The 23,183-nt window shown below is 67.1% G+C and carries 17 protein-coding genes and 2 rRNA genes; 9 read left to right on the plus strand and 10 right to left on the minus strand.

What is annotated here, in order from left to right; all coding sequences use genetic code 11:
- Positions 1-30: 30 nt before the first annotated feature.
- The 3 genes from LRD69_RS05560 to LRD69_RS05570 form a co-directional block, all read right to left on the minus strand.
- Positions 31-3,153: ribosomal RNA gene (locus LRD69_RS05560) — 23S ribosomal RNA — on the minus strand.
- Positions 3,154-3,461: 308 nt separating this feature from the next.
- Positions 3,462-4,987: ribosomal RNA gene (locus LRD69_RS05565) — 16S ribosomal RNA — on the minus strand.
- Together the 16S and 23S rRNA genes form the textbook arrangement of a ribosomal RNA operon.
- 657 nt (positions 4,988-5,644) lie before the next feature.
- On the minus strand, positions 5,645-6,286 hold the full coding sequence (locus LRD69_RS05570) for a DNA-3-methyladenine glycosylase (RefSeq protein ID WP_277325430.1): 642 nt from the start codon (positions 6,284-6,286) through the stop codon (positions 5,645-5,647).
- 73 nt (positions 6,287-6,359) lie between these two features.
- Here LRD69_RS05570 and LRD69_RS05575 point away from each other — a divergent pair, with 73 nt between their 5' ends.
- The 3 genes from LRD69_RS05575 (at position 6,360) to LRD69_RS05585 (ending at position 8,378) form a co-directional block, all read left to right on the plus strand.
- Complete coding sequence (locus LRD69_RS05575) at positions 6,360-7,142, plus strand: sporulation protein (RefSeq protein WP_277325431.1); 783 nt, start codon at positions 6,360-6,362, stop codon at positions 7,140-7,142.
- A gap of 43 nt (positions 7,143-7,185) precedes the next feature.
- On the plus strand, positions 7,186-7,716 hold the full coding sequence (locus tag LRD69_RS05580; RefSeq protein ID WP_277325432.1) for a YbhB/YbcL family Raf kinase inhibitor-like protein: 531 nt from the start codon (positions 7,186-7,188) through the stop codon (positions 7,714-7,716).
- A 155-nt stretch (positions 7,717-7,871) separates the two neighbouring features.
- Entirely contained in the window at positions 7,872-8,378 is a 507-nt protein-coding gene (locus tag LRD69_RS05585; RefSeq protein ID WP_277325433.1) for an HNH endonuclease, read from the plus strand.
- A gap of 109 nt (positions 8,379-8,487) precedes the next feature.
- On the opposite strand, the gene LRD69_RS05590 is transcribed toward LRD69_RS05585, so the two are convergent.
- The 3 genes from LRD69_RS05590 to LRD69_RS05600 all read right to left on the minus strand — a co-directional run bounded on the left by LRD69_RS05590 (position 8,488) and on the right by LRD69_RS05600 (position 10,838).
- Entirely contained in the window at positions 8,488-9,417 is a 930-nt protein-coding gene (locus LRD69_RS05590; RefSeq protein ID WP_277325434.1) for an SPFH domain-containing protein, read from the minus strand.
- A 141-nt stretch (positions 9,418-9,558) separates the two neighbouring features.
- Entirely contained in the window at positions 9,559-9,987 is a 429-nt protein-coding gene (locus LRD69_RS05595) for an NfeD family protein (RefSeq protein ID WP_277325435.1), read from the minus strand.
- 53 nt (positions 9,988-10,040) lie between these two features.
- Positions 10,041-10,838 carry an ABC transporter ATP-binding protein gene (locus tag LRD69_RS05600; protein WP_277325436.1) on the minus strand — a complete coding sequence of 266 codons (798 nt, stop codon included), beginning with the start codon at positions 10,836-10,838 and terminating at the stop codon, positions 10,041-10,043.
- A 123-nt stretch (positions 10,839-10,961) separates the two neighbouring features.
- On the opposite strand from LRD69_RS05600, the gene LRD69_RS05605 reads away from it, so the two are divergent.
- The gene (locus tag LRD69_RS05605; protein ID WP_277325437.1) at positions 10,962-11,744 is read left to right on the plus strand and encodes a hypothetical protein; all 783 of its coding nucleotides are present in this window, start codon (positions 10,962-10,964) and stop codon (positions 11,742-11,744) included.
- 100 nt (positions 11,745-11,844) lie between these two features.
- Here the strand turns inward: LRD69_RS05605 and LRD69_RS05610 are convergent, their stop codons facing one another.
- The 3 genes from LRD69_RS05610 to LRD69_RS05620 all read right to left on the minus strand — a co-directional run bounded on the left by LRD69_RS05610 (position 11,845) and on the right by LRD69_RS05620 (position 14,030).
- Positions 11,845-12,099 carry a chaplin family protein gene (locus LRD69_RS05610; protein ID WP_277325438.1) on the minus strand — a complete coding sequence of 85 codons (255 nt, stop codon included), beginning with the start codon at positions 12,097-12,099 and terminating at the stop codon, positions 11,845-11,847.
- 148 nt (positions 12,100-12,247) lie between these two features.
- The gene (locus tag LRD69_RS05615; protein WP_277325439.1) at positions 12,248-12,892 is read right to left on the minus strand and encodes a response regulator transcription factor; all 645 of its coding nucleotides are present in this window, start codon (positions 12,890-12,892) and stop codon (positions 12,248-12,250) included.
- Positions 12,885-14,030 carry a GAF domain-containing sensor histidine kinase gene (locus tag LRD69_RS05620; RefSeq protein WP_277325440.1) on the minus strand — a complete coding sequence of 382 codons (1,146 nt, stop codon included), beginning with the start codon at positions 14,028-14,030 and terminating at the stop codon, positions 12,885-12,887. Before LRD69_RS05620 ends, LRD69_RS05615 begins: the two co-directional genes overlap by 8 nt.
- Before the next feature lie 205 nt (positions 14,031-14,235).
- On the opposite strand from LRD69_RS05620, the gene LRD69_RS05625 reads away from it, so the two are divergent.
- The 3 genes from LRD69_RS05625 (at position 14,236) to LRD69_RS05635 (ending at position 17,125) form a co-directional block, all read left to right on the plus strand.
- Positions 14,236-14,949 (plus strand): SDR family oxidoreductase, encoded by a 714-nt coding sequence (locus LRD69_RS05625; RefSeq protein ID WP_277325441.1) that lies wholly within the window; start codon positions 14,236-14,238, stop codon positions 14,947-14,949.
- A complete protein-coding gene (locus LRD69_RS05630; RefSeq protein WP_277325442.1) occupies positions 14,946-16,049 on the plus strand; it encodes an S-adenosylmethionine:tRNA ribosyltransferase-isomerase in 1,104 nt (367 codons plus the stop codon). The genes LRD69_RS05625 and LRD69_RS05630 overlap by 4 nt, the downstream gene beginning before the upstream one ends.
- 299 nt (positions 16,050-16,348) lie before the next feature.
- Complete coding sequence (locus LRD69_RS05635) at positions 16,349-17,125, plus strand: transglycosylase SLT domain-containing protein (RefSeq protein ID WP_277325443.1); 777 nt, start codon at positions 16,349-16,351, stop codon at positions 17,123-17,125.
- 98 nt (positions 17,126-17,223) lie between these two features.
- On the opposite strand, the gene LRD69_RS05640 is transcribed toward LRD69_RS05635, so the two are convergent.
- The gene (locus LRD69_RS05640; RefSeq protein ID WP_277325444.1) at positions 17,224-19,761 is read right to left on the minus strand and encodes an FHA domain-containing protein; all 2,538 of its coding nucleotides are present in this window, start codon (positions 19,759-19,761) and stop codon (positions 17,224-17,226) included.
- 307 nt (positions 19,762-20,068) lie between these two features.
- On the opposite strand from LRD69_RS05640, the gene LRD69_RS05645 reads away from it, so the two are divergent.
- Together LRD69_RS05645 and serB are read left to right on the plus strand one after the other, a co-directional pair.
- The gene (locus LRD69_RS05645) at positions 20,069-21,712 is read left to right on the plus strand and encodes a streptophobe family protein (RefSeq protein WP_346771898.1); all 1,644 of its coding nucleotides are present in this window, start codon (positions 20,069-20,071) and stop codon (positions 21,710-21,712) included.
- 165 nt (positions 21,713-21,877) lie between these two features.
- A complete protein-coding gene (serB, locus tag LRD69_RS05650; RefSeq protein WP_277325446.1) occupies positions 21,878-23,134 on the plus strand; it encodes a phosphoserine phosphatase SerB in 1,257 nt (418 codons plus the stop codon).
- Positions 23,135-23,183 lie beyond the last annotated feature (49 nt).

The following is a 23,183-nucleotide window of genomic DNA, read 5'->3' on the forward strand; positions in this document are numbered from 1 at the left end:
CCGGGAACAACACAGTGGACGCGAGCAACTGAGGACAAGCCCTCGGCCTATTAGTACCAGTCAGCTCCACCCGTTACCGGGCTTCCACATCTGGCCTATCAACCCAGTCGTCTACTGGGAGCCTTAACCCCTCAAGGGGGTGGGAATACTCATCTCGAAGCAGGCTTCCCGCTTAGATGCTTTCAGCGGTTATCCTTTCCGAACGTAGCCAACCAGCCATGCCCTTGGCAGAACAACTGGCACACCAGAGGTTCGTCCGTCCCGGTCCTCTCGTACTAGGGACAGCCCTTCTCAATATTCCTACGCGCGCAGCGGATAGGGACCGAACTGTCTCACGACGTTCTAAACCCAGCTCGCGTACCGCTTTAATGGGCGAACAGCCCAACCCTTGGGACCGACTCCAGCCCCAGGATGCGACGAGCCGACATCGAGGTGCCAAACCATCCCGTCGATATGGACTCTTGGGGAAGATCAGCCTGTTATCCCCGGGGTACCTTTTATCCGTTGAGCGACAGCGCTTCCACAAGCCACTGCCGGATCACTAGTCCCGACTTTCGTCCCTGCTCGACCCGTCGGTCTCACAGTCAAGCTCCCTTGTGCACTTACACTCAACACCTGATTGCCAACCAGGCTGAGGGAACCTTTGGGCGCCTCCGTTACTCTTTAGGAGGCAACCGCCCCAGTTAAACTACCCATCAGACACTGTCCCTGATCCGGATCACGGACCCAGGTTAGACATCCAGCACGACCAGAGTGGTATTTCAACGGCGACTCCACAACCACTGGCGTGGCTGCTTCAAAGTCTCCCACCTATCCTACACAAGCCGAACCGAACACCAATATCAAACTGTAGTAAAGGTCCCGGGGTCTTTCCGTCCTGCTGCGCGAAACGAGCATCTTTACTCGTAGTGCAATTTCACCGGGCCTATGGTTGAGACAGTCGAGAAGTCGTTACGCCATTCGTGCAGGTCGGAACTTACCCGACAAGGAATTTCGCTACCTTAGGATGGTTATAGTTACCACCGCCGTTTACTGGCGCTTAAGTTCTCAGCTTCGCCGACCCGAAAGTCAGCTAACCGGTCCCCTTAACGTTCCAGCACCGGGCAGGCGTCAGTCCGTATACATCGCCTTACGGCTTCGCACGGACCTGTGTTTTTAGTAAACAGTCGCTTCTCGCTGGTCTCTGCGGCCACCCCCAGCTCATGGAGTAAATCCAATCACCAGTGATGGCCCCCCTTCTCCCGAAGTTACGGGGGCATTTTGCCGAGTTCCTTAACCATAGTTCACCCGAACGCCTCGGTATTCTCTACCTGACCACCTGAGTCGGTTTAGGGTACGGGCCGCCATGAAACTCGCTAGAGGCTTTTCTCGACAGCATAGGATCATCCACTTCGCCACAATCGGCTCGGCATCAGGTCTCAGACTTAATGTGTGACGGATTTGCCTATCACACGCCCTACACCCTTACCCCGGGACAACCACCGCCCGGGCTGGACTACCTTCCTGCGTCACCCCATCGCTTACCTAGTACAAGTCTGGTTCGTCGGCTCCACCACTACCCTCAACTCCGAAGAGATCGGGCCGGCTTCACGGACTTAGCATCGCCTGATTCAGTATTGGGCGTTTCAAAGCGGGTACCGGAATATCAACCGGTTGTCCATCGACTACGCCTGTCGGCCTCGCCTTAGGTCCCGACTTACCCTGGGCAGATCAGCTTGACCCAGGAACCCTTAGTCAATCGGCGCACACGTTTCTCACGTGTGTATCGCTACTCATGCCTGCATTCTCACTCGTGAACCGTCCACAACTCGCTTCCGCGGCTGCTTCACCCGGCACACGACGCTCCCCTACCCATCCGTACTCCCGTTGGGGATACATGTACGAATGACACGACTTCGGCGGTACGCTTGAGCCCCGCTACATTGTCGGCGCGGAATCACTTGACCAGTGAGCTATTACGCACTCTTTCAAGGGTGGCTGCTTCTAAGCCAACCTCCTGGTTGTCTCTGCGACTCCACATCCTTTCCCACTTAGCGTACGCTTAGGGGCCTTAGTCGATGCTCTGGGCTGTTTCCCTCTCGACCATGGAGCTTATCCCCCACAGTCTCACTGCCGTGCTCTCACTTACCGGCATTCGGAGTTTGGCTAAGGTCAGTAACCCGGTAGGGCCCATCGCCTATCCAGTGCTCTACCTCCGGCAAGAAACACACGACGCTGCACCTAAATGCATTTCGGGGAGAACCAGCTATCACGGAGTTTGATTGGCCTTTCACCCCTAACCACAGGTCATCCCCCAGGTTTTCAACCCTGGTGGGTTCGGTCCTCCACGAAGTCTTACCTCCGCTTCAACCTGCCCATGGCTAGATCACTCCGCTTCGGGTCTTGAGCGTGCTACTAAAACGCCCTATTCGGACTCGCTTTCGCTACGGCTTCCCCACACGGGTTAACCTCGCAACACACCGCAAACTCGCAGGCTCATTCTTCAAAAGGCACGCAGTCACGACCCACATCCGAAGATGTGAGCGACGCTCCCACGGCTTGTAGGCACACGGTTTCAGGTACTATTTCACTCCGCTCCCGCGGTACTTTTCACCATTCCCTCACGGTACTATCCGCTATCGGTCACCAGGGAATATTTAGGCTTAGCGGGTGGTCCCGCCAGATTCACACGGGATTTCTCGGGCCCCGTGCTACTTGGGTGTCTCTCAAACGAGCCGTCAATGTTTCAGCTACGGGGGTCTTACCCTCTACGCCGGACCTTTCGCATGTCCTTCGCCTACATCAACGGTTTCTGACTCGTCTCACGGCCGGCAGACCGCAAAAGAGAGATCCCACAACCCCGCATGCGCAACCCCTGCCGGGTATCACACGCATACGGTTTGGCCTCATCCGGTTTCGCTCGCCACTACTCCCGGAATCACGGTTGTTTTCTCTTCCTGAGGGTACTGAGATGTTTCACTTCCCCTCGTTCCCTCCACACTGCCTATGTGTTCAGCAGCGGGTGACAGCCCATGACGACTGCCGGGTTTCCCCATTCGGACACCCCCGGATCAAAGCTCGGTTGACAGCTCCCCGGGGCCTATCGTGGCCTCCCACGTCCTTCATCGGTTCCTGGTGCCAAGGCATCCACCGTGCGCCCTTAAAAACTTGGCCACAGATGCTCGCGTCCACTGTGCAGTTCTCAAGCAACGACCAGCCACCCATCACCCCACCGTTATCGGTGAGTTCACTGGGGCCGGCGTTTGAAGGCAACCTTGCGGCCATACCTTCAGACACCCAACAGCGCGCCCAGTACCTGCAGTTCATCGGTCCGCTTTCCACGCTCCGAGGAGCAGTACTCACGACCCGGCTGAACCACCAGGTACTGAATAGTCAACGTTCCACCCATGAGCAACCACCGTCGAACATTTGCCGACGTAGTGGCCTCTGACCAAGCAAGCTCGGTAAGAAGTGCTCCTTAGAAAGGAGGTGATCCAGCCGCACCTTCCGGTACGGCTACCTTGTTACGACTTCGTCCCAATCGCCAGTCCCACCTTCGACAGCTCCCTCCCACAAGGGGTTGGGCCACCGGCTTCGGGTGTTACCGACTTTCGTGACGTGACGGGCGGTGTGTACAAGGCCCGGGAACGTATTCACCGCAGCAATGCTGATCTGCGATTACTAGCAACTCCGACTTCATGGGGTCGAGTTGCAGACCCCAATCCGAACTGAGACCGGCTTTTTGAGATTCGCTCCGCCTCGCGGCATCGCAGCTCATTGTACCGGCCATTGTAGCACGTGTGCAGCCCAAGACATAAGGGGCATGATGACTTGACGTCGTCCCCACCTTCCTCCGAGTTGACCCCGGCAGTCTCCTGTGAGTCCCCATCACCCCGAAGGGCATGCTGGCAACACAGAACAAGGGTTGCGCTCGTTGCGGGACTTAACCCAACATCTCACGACACGAGCTGACGACAGCCATGCACCACCTGTATACCGACCACAAGGGGGGCACCATCTCTGATGCTTTCCGGTATATGTCAAGCCTTGGTAAGGTTCTTCGCGTTGCGTCGAATTAAGCCACATGCTCCGCTGCTTGTGCGGGCCCCCGTCAATTCCTTTGAGTTTTAGCCTTGCGGCCGTACTCCCCAGGCGGGGAACTTAATGCGTTAGCTGCGGCACCGACGACGTGGAATGTCGCCAACACCTAGTTCCCAACGTTTACGGCGTGGACTACCAGGGTATCTAATCCTGTTCGCTCCCCACGCTTTCGCTCCTCAGCGTCAGTAATGGCCCAGAGATCCGCCTTCGCCACCGGTGTTCCTCCTGATATCTGCGCATTTCACCGCTACACCAGGAATTCCGATCTCCCCTACCACACTCTAGCCTGCCCGTATCGACTGCAGACCCGGGGTTAAGCCCCGGGCTTTCACAACCGACGCAACAAGCCGCCTACGAGCTCTTTACGCCCAATAATTCCGGACAACGCTTGCGCCCTACGTATTACCGCGGCTGCTGGCACGTAGTTAGCCGGCGCTTCTTCTGCAGGTACCGTCACTCTCGCTTCTTCCCTGCTGAAAGAGGTTTACAACCCGAAGGCCGTCATCCCTCACGCGGCGTCGCTGCATCAGGCTTTCGCCCATTGTGCAATATTCCCCACTGCTGCCTCCCGTAGGAGTCTGGGCCGTGTCTCAGTCCCAGTGTGGCCGGTCGCCCTCTCAGGCCGGCTACCCGTCGTCGCCTTGGTAGGCCATCACCCCACCAACAAGCTGATAGGCCGCGGGCTCATCCTTCACCGCCGGAGCTTTCAACCCCGTCCCATGCGGGACAGAGTGTTATCCGGTATTAGACCCCGTTTCCAGGGCTTGTCCCAGAGTGAAGGGCAGATTGCCCACGTGTTACTCACCCGTTCGCCACTAATCCACCCCGAAGGGCTTCATCGTTCGACTTGCATGTGTTAAGCACGCCGCCAGCGTTCGTCCTGAGCCAGGATCAAACTCTCCGTGAATGTTTTCCCGTAATCGGGACGACACACACGAGAGCGGAACAACCGGTCGGAATAGGACCGGTCGTCCACAGCGTCCTCGCTGTGTAAAATTGCCCACCGGAGCCACAGGGCCCGGCAGGACTTTCAAAGGAACCACCAACCTGCCGAAACAGGCCGGGGTATCAACATATCTGGCGTTGACTTTTGGCACGCTGTTGAGTTCTCAAGGAACGGACGCTTCCTTCGTACTCACCCTCGCGGGCTTTCCTCCGGGCTTTTCCCTTCGGTCTTGCGTCTCCGACTGTATCAGACTCTTTCGTGTCCGATTCCCGGTCGAAGCGGGTTCCGCTTTCCAGGTTTCCGCTTTCGCGTTTCCCTTTCCGGCGAGTCCAACGTTACCAGACTCTTTTTCGCCACCGTTTCCGGTTCGAATTTGATTCCGGCGGCCTTTGGAGTGGCCTTGCCTTTCGGCGTGTCCGCTACGTTAGTCGATTTCCTTGGCGGCCCATAATCGAGCCGATGGGCTCGAATTTCGGCATGCCGAAATTGCACCCGCCAGGGTGAGTCGAAGGTAGTGGTTGGCCGTTTCCGGGTGCTCGAGCCCGGTCCGATGGACCGTGCCGACAGCAGTACCCGTTCAAGCGGCTCGGGCTACATTAGGCGGCCCGTAGGGGCGAGTCAAGTTGTGCGGCGGCGTGGCGCATGGGGTCGGTACGGGCTGACGGTGGGGTCGCCGTCGATCCAGAAGCGCCAGGGATGCGCGGCGCCATCGCCGCCCACGCCGGTGCGGGGACCGTTGCGTACCTGGTCGAAGGGGGGCGGGGTGCCGTGCAGTACGGACAGTGATGCACCCGGGTGGGCGATGGCGTCGGCACCGTTCAGGGCTTTGTCGATGTCCAGTGCGGTCGCCAGACGGGCCGGCCCTTTGGCCAGTTCTCGGTCATTGCGGGCCGAGAACCGACGTTTGCGACTGAGGTCCGCGCCCACGCGGATCTCGCCGGCCCGGAGCAGAACACCGCTCGCCATGCCCTCGGGACCGCACACCAGATTGAGGCAGTGCCACATGCCGTAGGTGAAGTAGACATACGCATGGCCGGGTGGTCCGTACATCACGCTGTTGCGGTGGGTGCGGCCGCGGAAGGCGTGGGAGCCGGGGTCGATCTCGCCTGCGTACGCCTCCACCTCGGTGAGGCGGAGCTCGATGGGGCCGTCGGCGGTGTTCCGTACCAGGGTGCGGCCCAGGAGGTCGGGGGCCACGTCCAGGACGGGGCGGTCGAAGAAGTCGCGATTCAGCGGCGTACGGTCCAAGCCCTCGATCATGGCGATCGAGGCTACCGGGAACCGACTACGGTCGTGGCGCGTATGTAGGGGTCAGGACCAAGGAGGAGTGAATATGGGCTTCAAGCGGCTGCTCGCGAGCATGGGTGCCGGTGGTGCTTCGGTGGAGACGGAGCTGACCGAGGTCAACGTCGTACCGGGCGGGGTCGTCCAGGGCGAGGTGCGGATCCAGGGCGGCTCCGTGGCGCAGCAGATCGAGGGACTGTCGGTCGGCCTGCAGGCGCGCGTCGAGGTCGAGGGCAACGACCAGGAGATGAAGCAGGACATCGAGTTCGCCAAGCTGCGTCTCGGTGGCGCGTTCGAGGTGCAGGCCGGTGCGGTGCACGTCGTGCCGTTCGGACTCGAGATTCCGTGGGAGACGCCGATCACGATGTTCGCCGGCCGGCATCTGCACGGCATGAACATCGGTGTGACGACCGAGCTGGAGATCGCGCGGGCGCTGGACTCGGGCGACCTCGACCCGATCAATGTGCACCCGCTGCCGGCGCAGCAGGCGATCCTGGACGCGTTCGGCCGGCTGGGATTCGGCTTCCGCAGCGCGGACATGGAGCGCGGTCACATTCGCGGTACGCGTCAGCGGCTCCCGTTCTACCAGGAGATCGAGTTCTTCCCGCCGCAGCAGTACCGGGGGCTGAACCAGGTCGAGTTGTCGTTCGTCGCGGACGACCGCGAGATGGATGTCGTGCTGGAGATGGACAAGAAGCCGGGGCTCTTCAGTGAGGGCAGCGACTCGTACCGGTCGTTCAAGGTGGATCTGCACGACTTCCAGGGGACCGACTGGGCGGCGTACCTCAACCAGTGGCTCGCCCAGGTCGGCGGTCAGCGCAACTGGCTCTAAGGTCGGTGGCGAGATACCGGAACCGATCAGGAGAGGTGTTGACGTGACCGAGTCGAAGAGGCCGTCGCTGCCGCACGACTTCCATCCCGAGGTGCCGTCGTTCGCGGTGGTGAGCGAAGATCTCGCTCCCGGGGCCGTGCTGGCGGATACCCAGGTGTTCGCGGCCGGGAACACCTCCCCGCAGCTGCGGTGGGAAGGCTTCCCGGCGGAGACCAAGAGTTTCGCCGTGACCTGCTTCGATCCCGACGCCCCGACGGGCAGCGGGTTCTGGCACTGGGTCGTCTTCGACATCCCGGCGTCCGTCACGGAGCTGCCGGCCGGTGCGGGCAGCGGGAAGTTCGACGGGCTGCCCCAGGGTGCCGTTCAGGTCCGTAACGACTACGGGTCGAAGGAGTTCGGCGGGGCCGCGCCGCCGCCCGGTGAGAACCACCGCTATGTCTTCACCGTGTACGCGGTGGACACCGAAAGGCTGGGGGCCGACAGCGATGCGTCGCCCGCGGTCGTCGGATTCAATTTGCGGTTCCACACCCTGGGACGTGCTCAGCTGATCGGTGAGTACCCCGGTCCCGCGTAGTACTCCGTGAGCCGAGAGTTCCTCTGCTGTTTGCCCTGCCCTGGTCTTGGAGAGATCAGGGCAGGGCATTTTTATTGCGTTGTCCATCACGGCCTGCCCAGCCAGAGTTGATCCGGGCCTGCCAGGGGGCGGGTGGCACACGGGAGGTGGGCGAAATGCGGGACACGCTGGTTCTCAACGCGAGCTTCGAGCCGCTGTCGACGGTGACGCTTAACCGTGCAGTGGTGCTGATCCTGCAGGACAAGGCCGTCGTCGAGCAGTCCCACCCCGATCTCCGTATGCGTGGTGCCGCGGTGGACATTCCGGTGCCCCGGGTGATCAGGCTCTGCCGGTACGTACGGGTGCCGTTCCGAAGACAGGCGCCGTGGTCGAGAAAGGGTGTGCTGATACGGGACCAGCACCGATGCGCGTACTGCGGTCGACGGGCGACGACCGTCGACCACGTGGTGCCGCGCGCCCAGGGTGGTCAGGACACCTGGCTCAACACGGTGGCGTCCTGCGCCGAGGACAATCACCGCAAGGCGGCCCAGACGCCGGAGCAGGCGGGGATGCCGTTGCTGCGGCAGCCGTTCGTACCGTCGCCCGCGCAGGCGATGCTCCTGGCGCTGGGGGCCGGTGACCGGGCCGCGCTGCCGGAGTGGCTGGACCGGTCTGCGGCGTAGGCGCTCTGCGCATTTCGCAGCTACGTGAGCCCGTCTTCGTACGCACGAAGGCGGGCTTCGTGCATGACAGGCGCACGGTGCGCCGGTCATGCACGGGGCGTGTCCGCCGTCAGTCGACCGGGGGTTCCTCGCGGCGATCCTTGCCGGTGTTGAAGCCTGGGACACCGGTGCCGAGGTTGCCGAAGGCACCGCTGAGGCCCTTGAGGGCGTCACCGATCTCGCTGGGCACGATCCAGAGCTTGTTGGCGTCGCCCTCGGCGATCTTCGGGAGCATCTGGAGGTACTGGTACGAGAGGAGCTTCTGGTCCGGGTCGCCGGCGTGGATGGACTCGAAGACCGTACGGATGGCCTGCGCCTCGCCCTCCGCACGCAGGGCCGCGGCCTTGGCCTCGCCTTCGGCGCGCAGGATCGCGGACTGCTTCTCGCCCTCCGCGGTGAGGATCGCGGACTGCCGCGTTCCTTCGGCCTGGAGGATCGCGGCGCGCTTGTCACGGTCGGCGCGCATCTGCTTCTCCATCGAGTCCTGGATGGAGGTGGGCGGTTCGATCGCCTTGAGCTCGACGCGGTTGACCCGGATGCCCCACTTGCCGGTGGCCTCGTCGAGAACTCCGCGCAGGGCCGCGTTGATCTCCTCGCGGGAGGTCAGGGTCCGCTCCAGATCCATGCCGCCGATGATGTTGCGGAGGGTGGTGACGGTCAGCTGCTCGATCGCCTGGATGTAGCTGGCGACTTCGTACGTCGCGGCCCGCGCGTCCGTCACCTGGTAGTAGATGACGGTGTCGATGTTGACGACCAGGTTGTCCTGGGTGATCACGGGCTGCGGCGGGAACGGGACGACCTGTTCACGGAGGTCGATCCGGTTGCGGATGGTGTCGATGAACGGAACGACGATGTTCAGGCCCGCGTTGAGCGTGCGGGTGTAGCGGCCGAAGCGCTCCACGATGGCGGCACTGGCCTGCGGGATGACCTGGATCGTCTTGATCAGGGCGATGAAGACGAGCACCACCAGAATGATCAGGACGATGATGATCGGTTGCATCGTGTTCCTCGTGCCCTTCGGTTGCCGGCGGATCGCGATGATCGAGGTCGGATTCCCTGAAGTCCGGATCTGCGGGGGCCGGACTTCACGATGATCGACATCGAGTCTGGCAGACCGCGGTCCGCCGTGTGTGCGGTTCGGTCACATGACGACGGCCGTAGCCCCGTCGATCTCCACGACGTCCACCTGCTGGCCGGGTTCGAAGCTCTGGCCCCCGTCGTACGCGCGGGCCGACCAGATCTCCCCGGCCAGCTTGATCCGGCCGCCGCCGCCGTCGACCCGTTCCAGGACGACGGCCTGACGGCCTTTCAGCGCATCTATACCGGTGGCGAGTTGAGGCCGGTCGGCGCGGTGTCTGGCGGCGATCGGGCGGACCACCGCGATGAGCGCGACGGAGACCACGACGAAGACCAGCACCTGGGCCACGATGCCGCCGCCGAGCGCCGCGACGACTGCCGCGGCAACCGCTCCGACGGCGAACATCCCGAACTCGGGCATCGCGGTCAGGACGAGGGGAATACCCAGTCCGACAGCACCGATCAGCCACCACACCCACGCGTCGATGTCCACGTGGTCATGGTAGGACCGCGGCCCCTTCGCCGACAGGGCAGCGATCAGGACATTCAGGACAGCGGAAGGCCGTGCGCGGTGTAGCGGTCGCTCGCGTGCTCGACGATGAGCGGCAGACCGAAGCAGAGGGAGAGGTTCCGGGAGGTGAGCTCGGTCTCCATGGGGCCCGCGGCGAGGACCTTGCCCTGGCGGATCATGAGGACGTGAGTGAAGCCCGGGGCGATCTCCTCGACATGGTGGGTGACCATGATCATGGAGGGGGCGAGGGGGTCCCTGGCGAGCCGGCCGAGGCGGCGGACCAGGTCCTCGCGGCCACCGAGGTCGAGACCGGCGGCGGGCTCGTCGAGGAGGAGCAGCTCGGGGTCGGTCATCATGGCGCGGGCGATCAGCGTGCGCTTGCGCTCGCCCTCGGAGAGGGTGCCGAACCTGCGGTCGAGGTACTCGGTCATGCCGAGCCGGTCGAGGAAGGCGCGGGCGCGGTCCTCGTCGACGGCGTCGTAGTTCTCGTGCCAGGTGGCGGTCATGCCGTACGCGGCGGTGAGCACCGTCTGCAGAACGGTCTGGCGCTTGGGCAGCTTCTCGGCCATGGCGACGCCCGCGATGCCGATCCGGGGGCGCAGGTCGAAGACGTCGGTACCGACGCCGCCGAGCTGCTCGCCGAGGATCCTGGCGCTGCCCCGGGTCGGGAAGAGGTAGCTGGACGCAATGTTGAGGAGGGTGGTCTTGCCGGCGCCGTTCGGGCCGAGGATGACCCAGCGCTCCCCCTCCTTGACCGACCAGGAGACGTCGTCCACCAGAGCGCGTCCGTCGCGGACCACGGATACGTCCACCAGCTCCAGTACATCGCTCATGAGCGCGTTGTCTCCCCATGCAGTCTCGAGATCGTCGCGTGCCTGTGGGCACAGCTCCCAGGGAAAACCTACGCCACCCGCGGAGTGGTCCAGCTCTTAGGTCCGGTTCCCTAGGCTGTTCCCATGCTTTCGGAACCACGCTCAGGGCTGCTGGCCGCATGGGGAAACGCGCTTCTGGCCGGACTTGTGTCGCCGGACGACGCAGCGCACGCGATTGTCGGGGAGGACGCGGTGCACCGCGTCGAGGGGCTGCCGGGTGAGACGGGGCCGGTCGGGCTCACGCTTGCGCTGGGGCGGCTGCGGAGACTGGGGGCGACGGGCTTCAGGGTCGCGCTGCCGGCGCCGGGGCATCCGCTGGGGCTCAGCGGTCCGCCGGAGTTCAACGCGCGGGCGCTGGAGGCCGAGGAGGCGGTGGTCGCGTCCGGTGTGCCGTACGGACTGGTGCCCGGGGTGCGGGAGGTGGGACCGGCCGGGGACCTCCACGTCGAGGTGGTCTGGCACTGTCTGCCGGTACGGGAGGCGCCGCCGGCCGATGTGCCGTCGCTGAGCGAGGCGGAGCGGGAGCTCGCGGAGGCGTTGCGGGATGCGACGGCCGTGCTCTCGCGGCTGGACGTGGCCGGCTCGGGACCGGTGGCGGAGGCGGCGGTGGACGCGTACCGGGCACGGGCGGAGCGGGGGCGCGAAGTGCTCGCACCGGGGTATCCGCCGCGGGCGGTACGGGTGTTGGAACTGGCCCAGCGGGTGGGGCTGCTGATCTCGGTGGCGTACGAGACCGGGCACGGCGGGGCGGTGAGCGCGTCGGAGATCGCGGCCCGGGCGGAAGCGTTGCGGCCGGTCGAGCGGGTCGCCCGGCGGGCTCAGGTGGCGGCGTACAACGCGTATGTGGAGGACCGGGAACGGGGGTAGCCGGCCGGCGGACGGAGTGTCCGGGCCGTTCCGGTGGCCCGTCTCCCCGCCGACGCCGGACGGGCTTCCTGCCCGTCCGGAGTCGGCGGACCTGGAACGGTCAGCCGTTCAGGCCGAAGTTGCCGAAGGCCGGGTTGAGCAGTCCGATCACGTTGACCGTATTACCGACGACGTTCACCGGGACGTGGACCGGGACCTGGATGACGTTGCCGCTGACCACACCCCCGGAGTGGGTCGCCACACCGTGGGCGCCCGCGCCCGAGCCGTGGCCCGTGGCAGAGGCCGCGCCCGCGCCTGCGGCGATGATGCCACCGGCGATCATGGTGACGGCAGCGGCCTTCTTCAGGTTCTTCACTTCAGGATCCTCCTCGCGTTGCTGCGGCCGGCCGCCGCAGCATGCATGGAGAACGCCCCCGGGCCCGGCAGGATGCGCCGTATGGGTGACATACACCCGACAGTATGAATCTCGGCCTGGAGGGAACCGTCTCCCGATTCGGCGCTGATCAGCCCGCCGCCCCGTGCCGGACGGCCCAGAGGGCCGCCTGGGTGCGGTCCGCCAGATCCAGCTTCATCAGAATGTTCGAGACATGCGTCTTGACGGTCTTCTCGGAGAGGACCAGCGCCCGGGCGATCTCACGGTTGGAGCGGCCGTCGGCGATCAGGCCCAGCACTTCCCGCTCGCGATCGGTGAGGGTGTTCCCCCGGCCCGTACCGCCGCCCGCGTCCTCCTGGGCGAGCAGCGCCCCGGCGACCTCCGGCTGGAGCAGGACATGGCCCGCGTGCACCGAGCGGATGGCGCCGGCCAGCGCGTCCGGGTCGACGTCCTTGTACACGTAACCGGAGGCGCCCGCGCGCAGGGCGGGCACCACCGTGCGCTGCTCGGTGAAGCTGGTGACGATCAGCACCTTGGCGGGGTTGTCCAGCTCCCGGAGCCTGCGGAGTGCCTCGATGCCGTCCGTACCCGGCATCTTGATGTCCATCAGGACCACGTCGGGGCGCATCTCCTCCGCCCTGGCCACGCCCTCCGCGCCGTCGGCCGCCTCGCCGACCACCTCTATGTCGTCCTGGATCTCCAGGAACGTACGCAGACCGCGGCGGACCACCTGGTGGTCGTCGACCAGCAGCACCCTGATGATCCTGTCAGCCACCGGGTACCTCCATCTCGATCGTGGTGCCCCTGCCGGGCGCCGATTCAACGCTGAGCCTTCCGCCGACGCCGCTCGCCCGGTCCCTCATCGACACCAGGCCCAGATGGCGTCCTGCCTGCCGCGTGGCCCCGGGCTCGAATCCGCTGCCGTCGTCGGTGATCCGCAGCACCGCGCCCGAGCCGTGACGGGCCAGTGTGACGTCGACCCGGCCGGCGCCCGAGTGGCGCAGCGCGTTGTGCAGGGCCTCCTGGGAGACCCGGAGCAGTGCCTCCTCCTGGGCGGCGGGCAGGGCCCGTACACCGAGGCTCTCGAAGGTGACGCGGGCGGTGTGGGCGCGGTCCAGGACCTGGATCTGGGTGCGGAGCGTCGCGACGAGTCCGTCCTCGTCGAGCGCGGCCGGGCGCAGTTCGACGACGGCCGCCCGCAGCTCGTCCACCGCCTCGGCGGCCAGCGCGGCGACCTGCTGGAGCTCGCCCTTGGCGCGGGCCGGATCGCGGTCGACCAGGGCGGCGGCGGCCTGGGCCGTCAGCCGCAGCGAGAACAGCTTCTGGCTGACCGCGTCGTGCAGCTCGTGGGCGAGACGGGACCGCTCCTCGGCGATGGTGAGCTCGCGGCTGCGCTCGTACAGCCGGGCGTTGGTGAGGGCGATCGCCGCGTGCTGGGCGAGTATCGACAGCAGGTCCTCGTCCTGTGCGGTGAAGCCGCAGCTGCCCTGTGGTTTGGGGCACCGTTTGTTGGCGAGGAAGAGCGCACCGATGATCTCGTCGCCGTCCCTGATGGGCAGTCCGAGGAAGTCGGACATGTCGGGGTGGGCGGCCGGCCAGCCCTCGAAGCGGGGGTCCTTGCGGACGTCGGCGAGGCGCTCGGGCTTCGCCTCGTGGAGCATCGCGGCGAGGATGCCGTGCTGACGGGGCAGCGGGCCGATGGCCTTCCACTGCTCGTCGCTGACACCGTCGACGACGAACTGGGCGAAGCCGCCGTGGTCGTCGGGGACACCCAGGGCCGCGTACTCGGCGTCCAGCAGTTCGCGGGCCGAGACGACGATCGTCTTCAGGACGTCACGCATTTCGAGGTGCCGGCTCATCGCGAGCAGCGCGGCACTCACCGCTGCGAGGCCCGAGGGTGGGCTGTGGCTCATGGCCTCACGGTACCGGCGGCGTGGCCTGGCCGTATCGGCCTGTGGACGGCCGGTGCTTAGGGCGTTGGGACTAGGCCGAAGTGCCTTGTGCGGGTGCGGCTCGCGGACGAGGCGCGGGGAGCGGGGGCGTTCCTACGTTGGGTGTGCCGGGGTCCACCGGTAGGGACCGACGTCATCGGACGTGAGCAGCAAGGAGACGGTTGGCATGCCTGTCGCATTGATCACGGGTGCTTCGAAGGGGCTGGGGCGTGCGCTGGCCGCGGCGCTCGCTCAGCAGGGCTGGGATCTGGTGCTGGACGCCAGGACCACGGCGGCGCTGGAGGAGACCGCGAAGGAGCTCGCGGGGTTCGGGGCGCGGGTGGTCGCGGTTCCCGGCGATGTCACGGATGCCGGGCACCGTGCGGAGCTGGTGGCCGCCGCCGGGGAGCTCGGCGGGCTCGATCTGCTGTTGAGCAATGCCAGTGCGCTGGGTGCGGAGCCGCTCGTGCGGCTCGATGCGCTGCCGCTGGACGGGCTGCGGCAGGCGCTGGAGACCAATGCGGTGGCGGCGCTCGGTCTGGTGCAGGAGGCGCTGCCGCTGCTGCGGGCTGCGGCGGCGGGCACGGTCGTGGTGGTGAGTTCGGACGCGGCGGCGGAGCCGTACGAGAGCTGGGGCGGTTACGGGGCGTCGAAGGCGGCGCTCGACCAGCTGGCCGCCGTTCTGGGGGTGGAGGAGCCGGGGCTGCGGGTGTGGGCGGTCGACCCGGGAGACATGCAGACCGGTCTCTATGCGGCGGCGGTACCTGAGGACGACGCTCCGCGGCCGCTTCCGGAGAGTGCGGTGCCCGTGTTCCTGCGACTTCTGGAGCACCGGCCGCCGAGCGGGCGGTACACGGCACCGGGTTCGGCCGGGCCGGAGCTGCACGGGGAGGGAGCGTGACCGCGCTGGAGGCGTTGCGGGTTCCTGCGGAACTCTTGGCGCGGGTTCCTGCGGAGCAACGGGGTACGGGGCGTGACGACGTACGGCTGCTGGTGTCCCGGGGACAGGAGGTCTCGCACCATGCGTTCCGGGAGCTGCCGGGGCAGCTGCGGGCCGGGGACGTGCTCGTCGTCAATACGTCACCGACGCTGGCCGCCGCGGTGAACGGGCGGGTGGGCGGTGAGCGCGCAGTCGTGCACTTCTCGACGCGGGGTGAGGACGGGCGGTGGGCGGTGGAGCTGCGGCGGCCGGACGGTACGGGTGCGACGGTGCCGCGCCGCGGTGGTCCGGCCGGGGCGGTCGTCCGTCTGCCCGATGGCTCGCGGCTCGTGCTGGAGGAGCCGCTGGGCGGCCCGCGTGGGTACGGGCCGGGGGCGCTGGGCGCGACGGCGGGGACCAGGCTGTGGTGGGCGCGGGTGTCGGTGGAGGTGGCGGGGCTGCTGCGGCGGTACGGGCGGCCGATCCGTTACGGGTACACGGAGCGGGACCAGCCGCTCTCCGCGTATCAGACGGTCTTCGCGGTGGACTCCCCCGACGGAAGCGGTTCGGCGGAGATGCCGAGCGCCGCCCGGCCGTTCACCGCGCGGATGGTGGCCGCGCTGGTGAGCCGCGGTGTGCAGTTCGCGTCGGTGACGCTGCATACGGGGGTGGCGTCGGCGGAGGCGCACGAGCCGCCCTACCCGGAGCGCTTCGCGGTGCCGCGCACCACGGCCTGGCTGGTCAATGCGGCGCGGGCGGCGGGTGGGCTCGTGGTCGCGGTGGGTACGACATCGGTGCGGGCGCTGGAGTCGTCGGTGGGGGCGGACGGGGTGGTGCGGGAGGCCGCGGGCTGGACGGATCTGGTCGTGACGCCGCAGCGCGGCGTGCGAGTGGTGGACGGGCTGCTGACCGGGCTGCACGAGCCCGAGGCCTCGCATCTGTTGATGCTGGAGGCGATCGCCGGGCGGGCGTCGCTGCAGAGCGGATACACCCAGGCGCTGCGCCACCGGTACCTCTGGCACGAGTTCGGGGACGTACATCTGCTGCTCCCAGATCTGGAACGTAACACTCCGAATTGCTGAAGCAACGGTTGGCGAGATTGTTACGCGGCCGATGTGAGGCCGCGCATAGGACCCACGTCACTTACGAGGCGCGCTAGTGGACGACCCGATGGCGCAGCGGCACAGCGCACCACCGGCGAGGGGCGCGAGCCGCCCTGCGCCGGCGGGACCGTGATCCACTACCCGAGGTCGTAGATCACATGATTGCCACAAGATTTTGCGGTCGCTAAGAATTGCTCTCGTCCCCGACGGAGATGCGAACCCGTCGCACCCGTCGCCGTCCTCCGTGAGGACCCCGCAATTCGAAGAGGTACGACTGTATGTCCGGGTTCAGCATCACCAGCCGTCTTCACCGTCTGAACAAGACGCAGAAGCTCTCCGCCGCGGGTGTCTCCGCCGTCGCCGCCGCCGCTCTCTCGCTCTCCCTCGTCCCGGCCCACGCCGAGACCCAGGCCAAGCCGCAGACCGAGCCGCAGGCTCCCTCGGCAGCCCCGGTGGTCTTCGCCGCCAGCGCTCCGCAGGCCAGGACCATCCAGGCCAGCATCATCGAGCAGCACTCCACCGCCGAGAAGCTGGTGAAGGCCGCCGACGCCGTCAAGGCGAAGAAGGCCGCCGCCAAGGCGAAGGCCGAAGCGAAGGCCAAGGCCGCCGTGGCCAAGGCGAAGGCCGAGCACGCCGCGAAGGCCAAGGCCAAGGCCGCCGCCAAGGCGAAGGCCGACGTCGCGAAGCGGTCCACCCAGGCCGCCAGCCGCTCCGCCGCCCGTACCCCGGTCTACGCCAACAACCTGAACGGCTGGATCACCGAGGCGCTGGACATCATGAAGGCCAAGGGCATCCCCGGTTCGTACAACGGTCTGTACCGCAACATCATGCGCGAGTCCACCGGCAACCCGAACGCGGTGAACAGCTGGGACGTCAACGCCCAGAACGGCACCCCGTCCTGCGGCCTGCTGCAGGTCATCCAGCCGACGTTCAACGCGTACCACGTCTCCGGCACCTCGTCGAACATCTACGACCCGGTCGCCAACATCACCGCCGCGGCCAACTACGCCGCCGACCGGTACGGCTCGATCGACAACGTCAACAGCGCGTACTGACCGACCCATGTCAGCATGGACAACGCCGAAGGGCGGCACCCCATTCCGGGTGCCGCCCTTCGGCGTTCCGTGCATGCCGTGCACGCTGCGCCCCTGCCCTACTTGCGCATGACCTCCGGCTCGTGGCGCCGCAGCAGCCGCGCGACCGCGAAGCCGCAGATGAGGCCGAGGAACAGCAGAACCGCGATGTTCATCCCCCACTGGCCGGCCGTGTGCTCCCACAGCGGGTCCAGGTCGGTCGGGTTCTTCTGGTCCCACGGCGGCATCAGGTGCGCGAGGTCGAGCGTCGCGGCCGCGGCGGCGATGGCCCAGCGGGACGGCATCAGCCAGGCGAACTGCTCCAGGCCGGGCGATCCGTACACCTGGAAGAGGATGCCGGTGAAGACGACCTGGACGATCGCGAACATGACCAGCAGCGGCATGGTCTTCTCGGCGGTCTTCACCAGTGAGGAGATCACCAGGCCGAACATCATCGAGGTGAAGCCGAGGGCGGTGATCGTGACGCAGAGCTCGACGGCCGGCGGCATGATCAGGCCCTCTTCGGGCAGATCGCGGGAGGCGAAGCCGATGCCGCAGATGATGACGCCCTGGATGGCCGTGATCAGACCGAGGACGATCACCTTGGACATCAGATAGGCGGAGCGGGAGAGACCGGTGGCCCGTTCCCGTTCGTAGATGACGCGTTCCTTGATCAGCTCTCGTACGGAGTTGGCCGCACCGGAGAAGCACATGCCGACCGCGAGGATCAGCATGATCGTTCCGGCGTCTGCGTTGAACTTCGACGGCGGCTTCGGCGGGGCCAGGCCGAAGTCGGCCGGGATGACCACGCTGACGATGCCGAGCACCGCGGGCAGGATCACCATCAGACCCATGAAGCCCTTGTCGGACGCGATCACCGACACATATCGACGGATGAGCGTCCACAGCTGCGCCATCCAGCCCTGCGGCTTCGGCGGACGCATCTGCTGCGGCGGCGGCATGTGTACGGACTGTGCGGCGACGGCGTCGATGTCCGCGGCGTACATCTGGTAGTGCTGCGAGCCGCGCCAGCGGCCCGCCCAGTCGTAGTCGCGGTAGTTCTCGAACGCGGAGAAGACGTCGGCCCAGGTGGTGTAGCCGAAGAAGTTGAGCGCTTCCTCCGGCGGACCGAAGTAGGCGACGGAGCCGCCGGGCGCCATCACGAGCAGCTTGTCGCAGATCGCCAGCTCGGCCACCGAGTGCGTGACGACGAGGACCGTACGGCCGTCGTCGGCGAGGCCGCGCAGCAGCTGCATGACGTCGCGGTCCATGCCCGGGTCGAGGCCGGAGGTCGGCTCGTCCAGGAAGATCAGTGACGGCTTGGTGAGCAGTTCGAGGGCGACGGAGACACGCTTGCGCTGGCCACCGGAGAGCGAGGTGACCTTCTTGTCCTTGTGGATGTCGAGCTTGAGCTCGGCGAGGACCTCATGGATCCGGGCCTGCCGCTCGGCCTCGGTGGTGTCCGCGGGGAAGCGGAGCTTGGCCGCGTACTTGAGGGCCTTGGTGACCGTGAGTTCCTTGTGCAGGATGTCGTCCTGCGGGACCAGACCGATGCGCTGGCGCAGCTCGGCGAACTGCTTGTACAGGTTCCGGTTGTCGTAGAGGACATCGCCCTGGTTGGCGGGCCGGTAGCCGGTGAGCGCCTTGAGCAGGGTCGACTTGCCGGAGCCGGACGGGCCGATGACCGCGATGAGCGACTTCTCCGGGACGCCGAACGAGACGTCCTTGAGGATCTGCTTCCCGCCGTCGACGGTCACCGTGAGGTGGCGGGCGGAGAAGGAGACCTCACCGGTGTCGACGAACTCCTCGAGCCGGTCGCCGACCAGGCGGAACGTCGAGTGGCCGACACCGACGATGTCGTTCGGGCCGATCAGCGCGGAGCCCGACTTGTGGAGCGGCTGACCGTTGACGTACGTGCCGTTGTGGGAACCGAGGTCGCGGATCTCGAAGCGGCCGTCGGGGGTCGCATGGAACTCGGCGTGGTGGCGCGAGACCTGGAGATCGGAGACCACGAGCTCGTTCTCCAGCGCACGGCCGATGCGCATCACACGGCCGAGGTCCAGCTGGTGGAACGTGGTCGGGCTGCGGTCGCCGTAGACCGGCGGAGCCCCCGCGGCGCCGCCGGGCGCTCCCGCACCGGGTGTCTTCGCCGCGCCCTGCTGCTGCGGCACATGCGGCTGCTGCGGCTGCCCGCCCTGCTGCCAGGCCTGCTGCTGTTGCTGGGGCTGTTGCGGCGCAGGGTCCGGCTGGCCCGGCCAGCCGGCGCCGCCCTGCTGCGGCTGCTGCGCGCCCGCACCCTGGCCGCTGTACACATCGGCGCCGCTGAAGTTCAGCCGCGGCCCGTCAGTGGCGTTCCCCAGGTGCACGGACGAGCCGGGCCCGATTTCCATCTGGTGGATGCGCCGGCCCTGCACATACGTGCCGTTGGTCGAGCCGTGGTCCTCGATGAACCAACTGCGGCCCCCCCAGCTGATCGTGGCATGCCGCCACGACACCCTGGCGTCGTCGATCGACAGGTCGCCCTGCGGATCGCGCCCGAGGGTGTACGGCCTGGACGGATCGAGCGTCCAGGTTCTTCCATTCAATTCCAGTACGAGTTCCGGCACTCCGCGCCCCACTAGTTGTCCCCCGAGTTACCCCCATCACAGGGAGTCTAGGGATGCTGAACATCGTGGGGAACTATTCCAGGAGCAGTCCTCGATACGAAAGTCGGGCGGGGACAGGACCGTGACGAGACCTCCCGGTACGCGCCGTTGACTCGGGAGATACGGGCTCGGAGAGTGGTAAGCGCCCATGAGTACGTACGGATCATGAGCGAACAGGTCAACTCGGGTCATCTCGGCGCGGATTGAGGGGGGCCTCATGGCCAGGGACGTGCGCGGGGGCGGCGACGGCGGTACGGGACACATCCCTTGGGGAGATGCAGTGCTGGCAGCCATCGCCTCGGTGAGCTGGGCGATGGTCGCGATGGCGGGGACGGCTGCCCTCGGACTGCATCTGCTCGGCGCCGACTCGGCGGGGGCGCTGGGGCCGATGACCGCGGCCGTGGTGGTGCTGGGGGCGGGCGGATCGGTCTCTCCGTCGGGCGATGTGTCGGCGTTCGGACTGGACGCGGCCGAGGCGCACACCGCGCTGTCGGTCACGCCGCTGGGGGTGGGGCTGGCCGGTGCGCTGTTCCTCTCCTTCTTCTTCCTGCGGTCGCTGCGCGGGGCGGGGCCGGTTCTCTCCGGTGCCGAACTCGCGGTCCGCGCAGGGGCGGTGGTGGCGATGTTCGTCGCCGTGCTCGGTGGGCTCGCCTGGGCGGGGCACGACGTCGTGACGATCGACGGCGGATCGCTGGGACTGGACCGCGTGCCGGGGGCGGGTGGCGACGGGCCCGGTGGGGCGGGAGGCATCGGCGACCTGCTGCCGGACGGGCTCGGTGATCTGGGCGACCTCGGCGGGCTGCTGCCGGACCGGCTGGCGGATCTCGCGCGGGCGCAGGCCCATGTCGGGTTCACGGTCGACCCGTTGAAGTCGCTGGTGGGCGGGGCCTGCTGGGTGCTCGGCGTGCTGGTGATCGCGGTGCTGGCCTCGCGTCGCACACCGCTGCCGTCCGCTCCGGCGAGGCTCCACCGGACCGTACGCCCGGCGGTGTCCGCGCTGGTGTCGGTCCTGCTGGTGGCGGTGGTCGCCGGGTGCGCGGCCGCGGCGTACGCGGCGGCCGGCGACGACCACCCGAAGCGGATCGCGGGTGCCGCGCTGCTCGGGGCGCCGAACGGGGCGTGGCTCGGGATACCGATCGGCCTCTTCGTGCCGTGGCAGGGACAGGCGACCGGCGAGCTGGCGAAGCTGCTTCCCGATCCGCTGGACGAACTGCTGCGGATCTCCGCCGACGAGCCGGTGACGGTCGGGCGGCTGGCCGAACTGGACGCCCGGGTCTGGTTGTTGGCGGTCGCCGCCGCGGTGATGATGCTGTACGCGGGAGTGCTGGCCGCCACACGTACCGACCGGGGGGAGGCTACCGTCGCCGCGTTCGCGGGGCGGTGTGCGCTGCGGCTCGCGGGCGTATCGGCGGTGGCGCTCCCTCTGCTGGTGTGGCTGACGCAGGTGTCGGCGGGCGCCTCGCTGTCGGTGCTGGGCTTCGACGCGTTCGGGGCCGGGATCGAACTGCACGGGGAGATGGGGACGGCAGCGGCGCTGGGTGCGGTGTGGGGCGCGGGTGCGGGTGGGGTGGGTGCGCTGGTGGCGTGCGCGGCGGGGGCGACTCCCGCGATGCCCGCGGCCGCGGCGCTCGCGCCGGGGGCGGCGGGCCGGAACGGTGGTGGGGCCGACGGTGCCGGCGGGAGCGGAGCCGGTGGGGTGCCCGGTCCGTATGCGCCGTCGCGGCCCTACCGGCCGCCGCACGAGGAGACCAACCCGTATCTGCGTCCGCATCCGTCCGACGCGATCCATGGGGCGCCGACGGTGGTGGGGCCGATCGGTCCGCTCGCCCCGCCGACGGTGCCGCCCCCGGGGCCCGGACCGGCGCCGGAGAACGGCGGCCGGGAGGGGCCGGCGCCGTCGGACCGGCCCCCCGCGCGAGAATGAACGTTCGTCCTCCCTGACACCGATGGCTGCGGGAACACCGCGTGAACTTTTCGCCCCCACGCACCGGACCTGCCGGGAAACGCGCCGGTCGGGGATCCGCTGCCGGTGTCCGGTCCGCGGGACGGGCTTCGGAGGCAAGAGGCGTACCGATACGGTGGAGGCACCATGAGCGCATCTCAGCCCCCTCAGTCTCCCCTGTCTCCTGAGCACCCTGAGCCTCCTCAGGGCACCGACACCCCCACCCTTCTCGTCAAGATCTTCGGGAAGGACCGTCCCGGAATCACCGCCGGGCTCTTCGACACACTCGCCGCCTACTCGGTCGACGTCGTCGACATCGAGCAGGTCGTCACCCGTGGCCGCATCGTCCTGTGCGCGCTGGTCACCACCCCGACCGCGGGCGGTACCACCGAGGGCGATCTGCGGGCGACCGTGCACAGCTGGGCCGAATCGCTGAAGCTGCAGGCCGAGATCATCTCCGGCACCGGTGACAACCGGCCCCGCGGATACGGGCGCTCCCATGTGACCGTGCTCGGGCACCCGCTGACCGCCGAGTCGACGGCTGCCATAGCGGCCAGGATCACGTCGACGGGCGGCAACATCGACCGGATCTTCCGGCTGGCGAAGTACCCGGTCACGGCCGTCGAGTTCGCCGTGTCCGGCACCGGGACCGAGGAACTGCGGACCGCGCTGGCGACCGAGGCCGCAGGAATCGGGGTCGACGTGGCCGTCGTATCGGCCGGACTGAGCCGCCGTGCGCAGCGGCTGGTCGTCATGGATGTCGACTCGACGCTCATCCAGGACGAGGTGATCGAGCTGTTCGCGGCCCACGCCGGCTGCGAGGACAAGGTCGCCGAGGTGACCGAGCAGGCGATGCGCGGCGAGCTCGACTTCGAGCAGTCGCTGCACGCACGGGTGGCGCTGCTGGCGGGGCTCGATGCGTCGGTGGTGGACAAGGTGCGCGCCGAGGTGCGGCTGACCCCCGGTGCCCGCACGCTGATCCGTACGCTGAAGCGGCTCGGCTACCAAGTGGGCGTGGTCTCCGGCGGGTTCACCCAGGTCACCGACGATCTCAAGGAACGGCTCGGGCTCGACTTCGCCTCCGCCAACACCCTGGAGGTGGTCGACGGCAAGCTCACCGGCCGGGTCGTCGGCGACATCGTGGACCGGGCGGGCAAGGCCAGGCTGCTGCGCAGCTTCGCCGAGCAGGCCGGGGTGCCGCTGGCGCAGACCGTCGCGATCGGTGACGGTGCGAACGACCTGGACATGCTGAACACGGCCGGCCTCGGGGTCGCCTTCAATGCGAAGCCGGTCGTCCGCAAGGCCGCGCACACCGCGGTGAACGTGCCGTTCCTGGACACCGTGCTGTATCTGCTCGGGATCACCCGCGAGGAGGTCGAGGCCGCCGACGGTCACCAGGTCTGACCGACCGGCCTCGTGCCCGTGCGCACGGCACAGGCCCCGGCACTCGTGA

The organism is Streptomyces sp. JH14 (assembly GCF_029428675.1).
In the GTDB taxonomy this organism is placed as follows: Bacteria; Actinomycetota; Actinomycetes; order Streptomycetales; family Streptomycetaceae; genus Streptomyces.

Excerpts from the sequence above, each read along its gene's own strand:
- LRD69_RS05570 (WP_277325430.1), bottom strand. The coding sequence starts at position 6,286 with ATGATCGAGGGCTTGGACCGTACGCCGCTGAATCGCGACTTCTTCGAC.
- LRD69_RS05575 (WP_277325431.1), top strand. The coding sequence starts at position 6,360 with ATGGGCTTCAAGCGGCTGCTCGCGAGCATGGGTGCCGGTGGTGCTTCG.
- LRD69_RS05585 (WP_277325433.1), top strand. The coding sequence starts at position 7,872 with ATGCGGGACACGCTGGTTCTCAACGCGAGCTTCGAGCCGCTGTCGACG.
- LRD69_RS05590 (WP_277325434.1), bottom strand. The coding sequence starts at position 9,417 with ATGCAACCGATCATCATCGTCCTGATCATTCTGGTGGTGCTCGTCTTC.
- LRD69_RS05600 (WP_277325436.1), bottom strand. The coding sequence starts at position 10,838 with ATGAGCGATGTACTGGAGCTGGTGGACGTATCCGTGGTCCGCGACGGA.
- LRD69_RS05605 (WP_277325437.1), top strand. The coding sequence starts at position 10,962 with ATGCTTTCGGAACCACGCTCAGGGCTGCTGGCCGCATGGGGAAACGCG.
- LRD69_RS05620 (WP_277325440.1), bottom strand. The coding sequence starts at position 14,030 with ATGAGCCACAGCCCACCCTCGGGCCTCGCAGCGGTGAGTGCCGCGCTG.
- LRD69_RS05625 (WP_277325441.1), top strand. The coding sequence starts at position 14,236 with ATGCCTGTCGCATTGATCACGGGTGCTTCGAAGGGGCTGGGGCGTGCG.
- LRD69_RS05635 (WP_277325443.1), top strand. The coding sequence starts at position 16,349 with ATGTCCGGGTTCAGCATCACCAGCCGTCTTCACCGTCTGAACAAGACG.
- serB (WP_277325446.1), top strand. The coding sequence starts at position 21,878 with ATGAGCGCATCTCAGCCCCCTCAGTCTCCCCTGTCTCCTGAGCACCCT.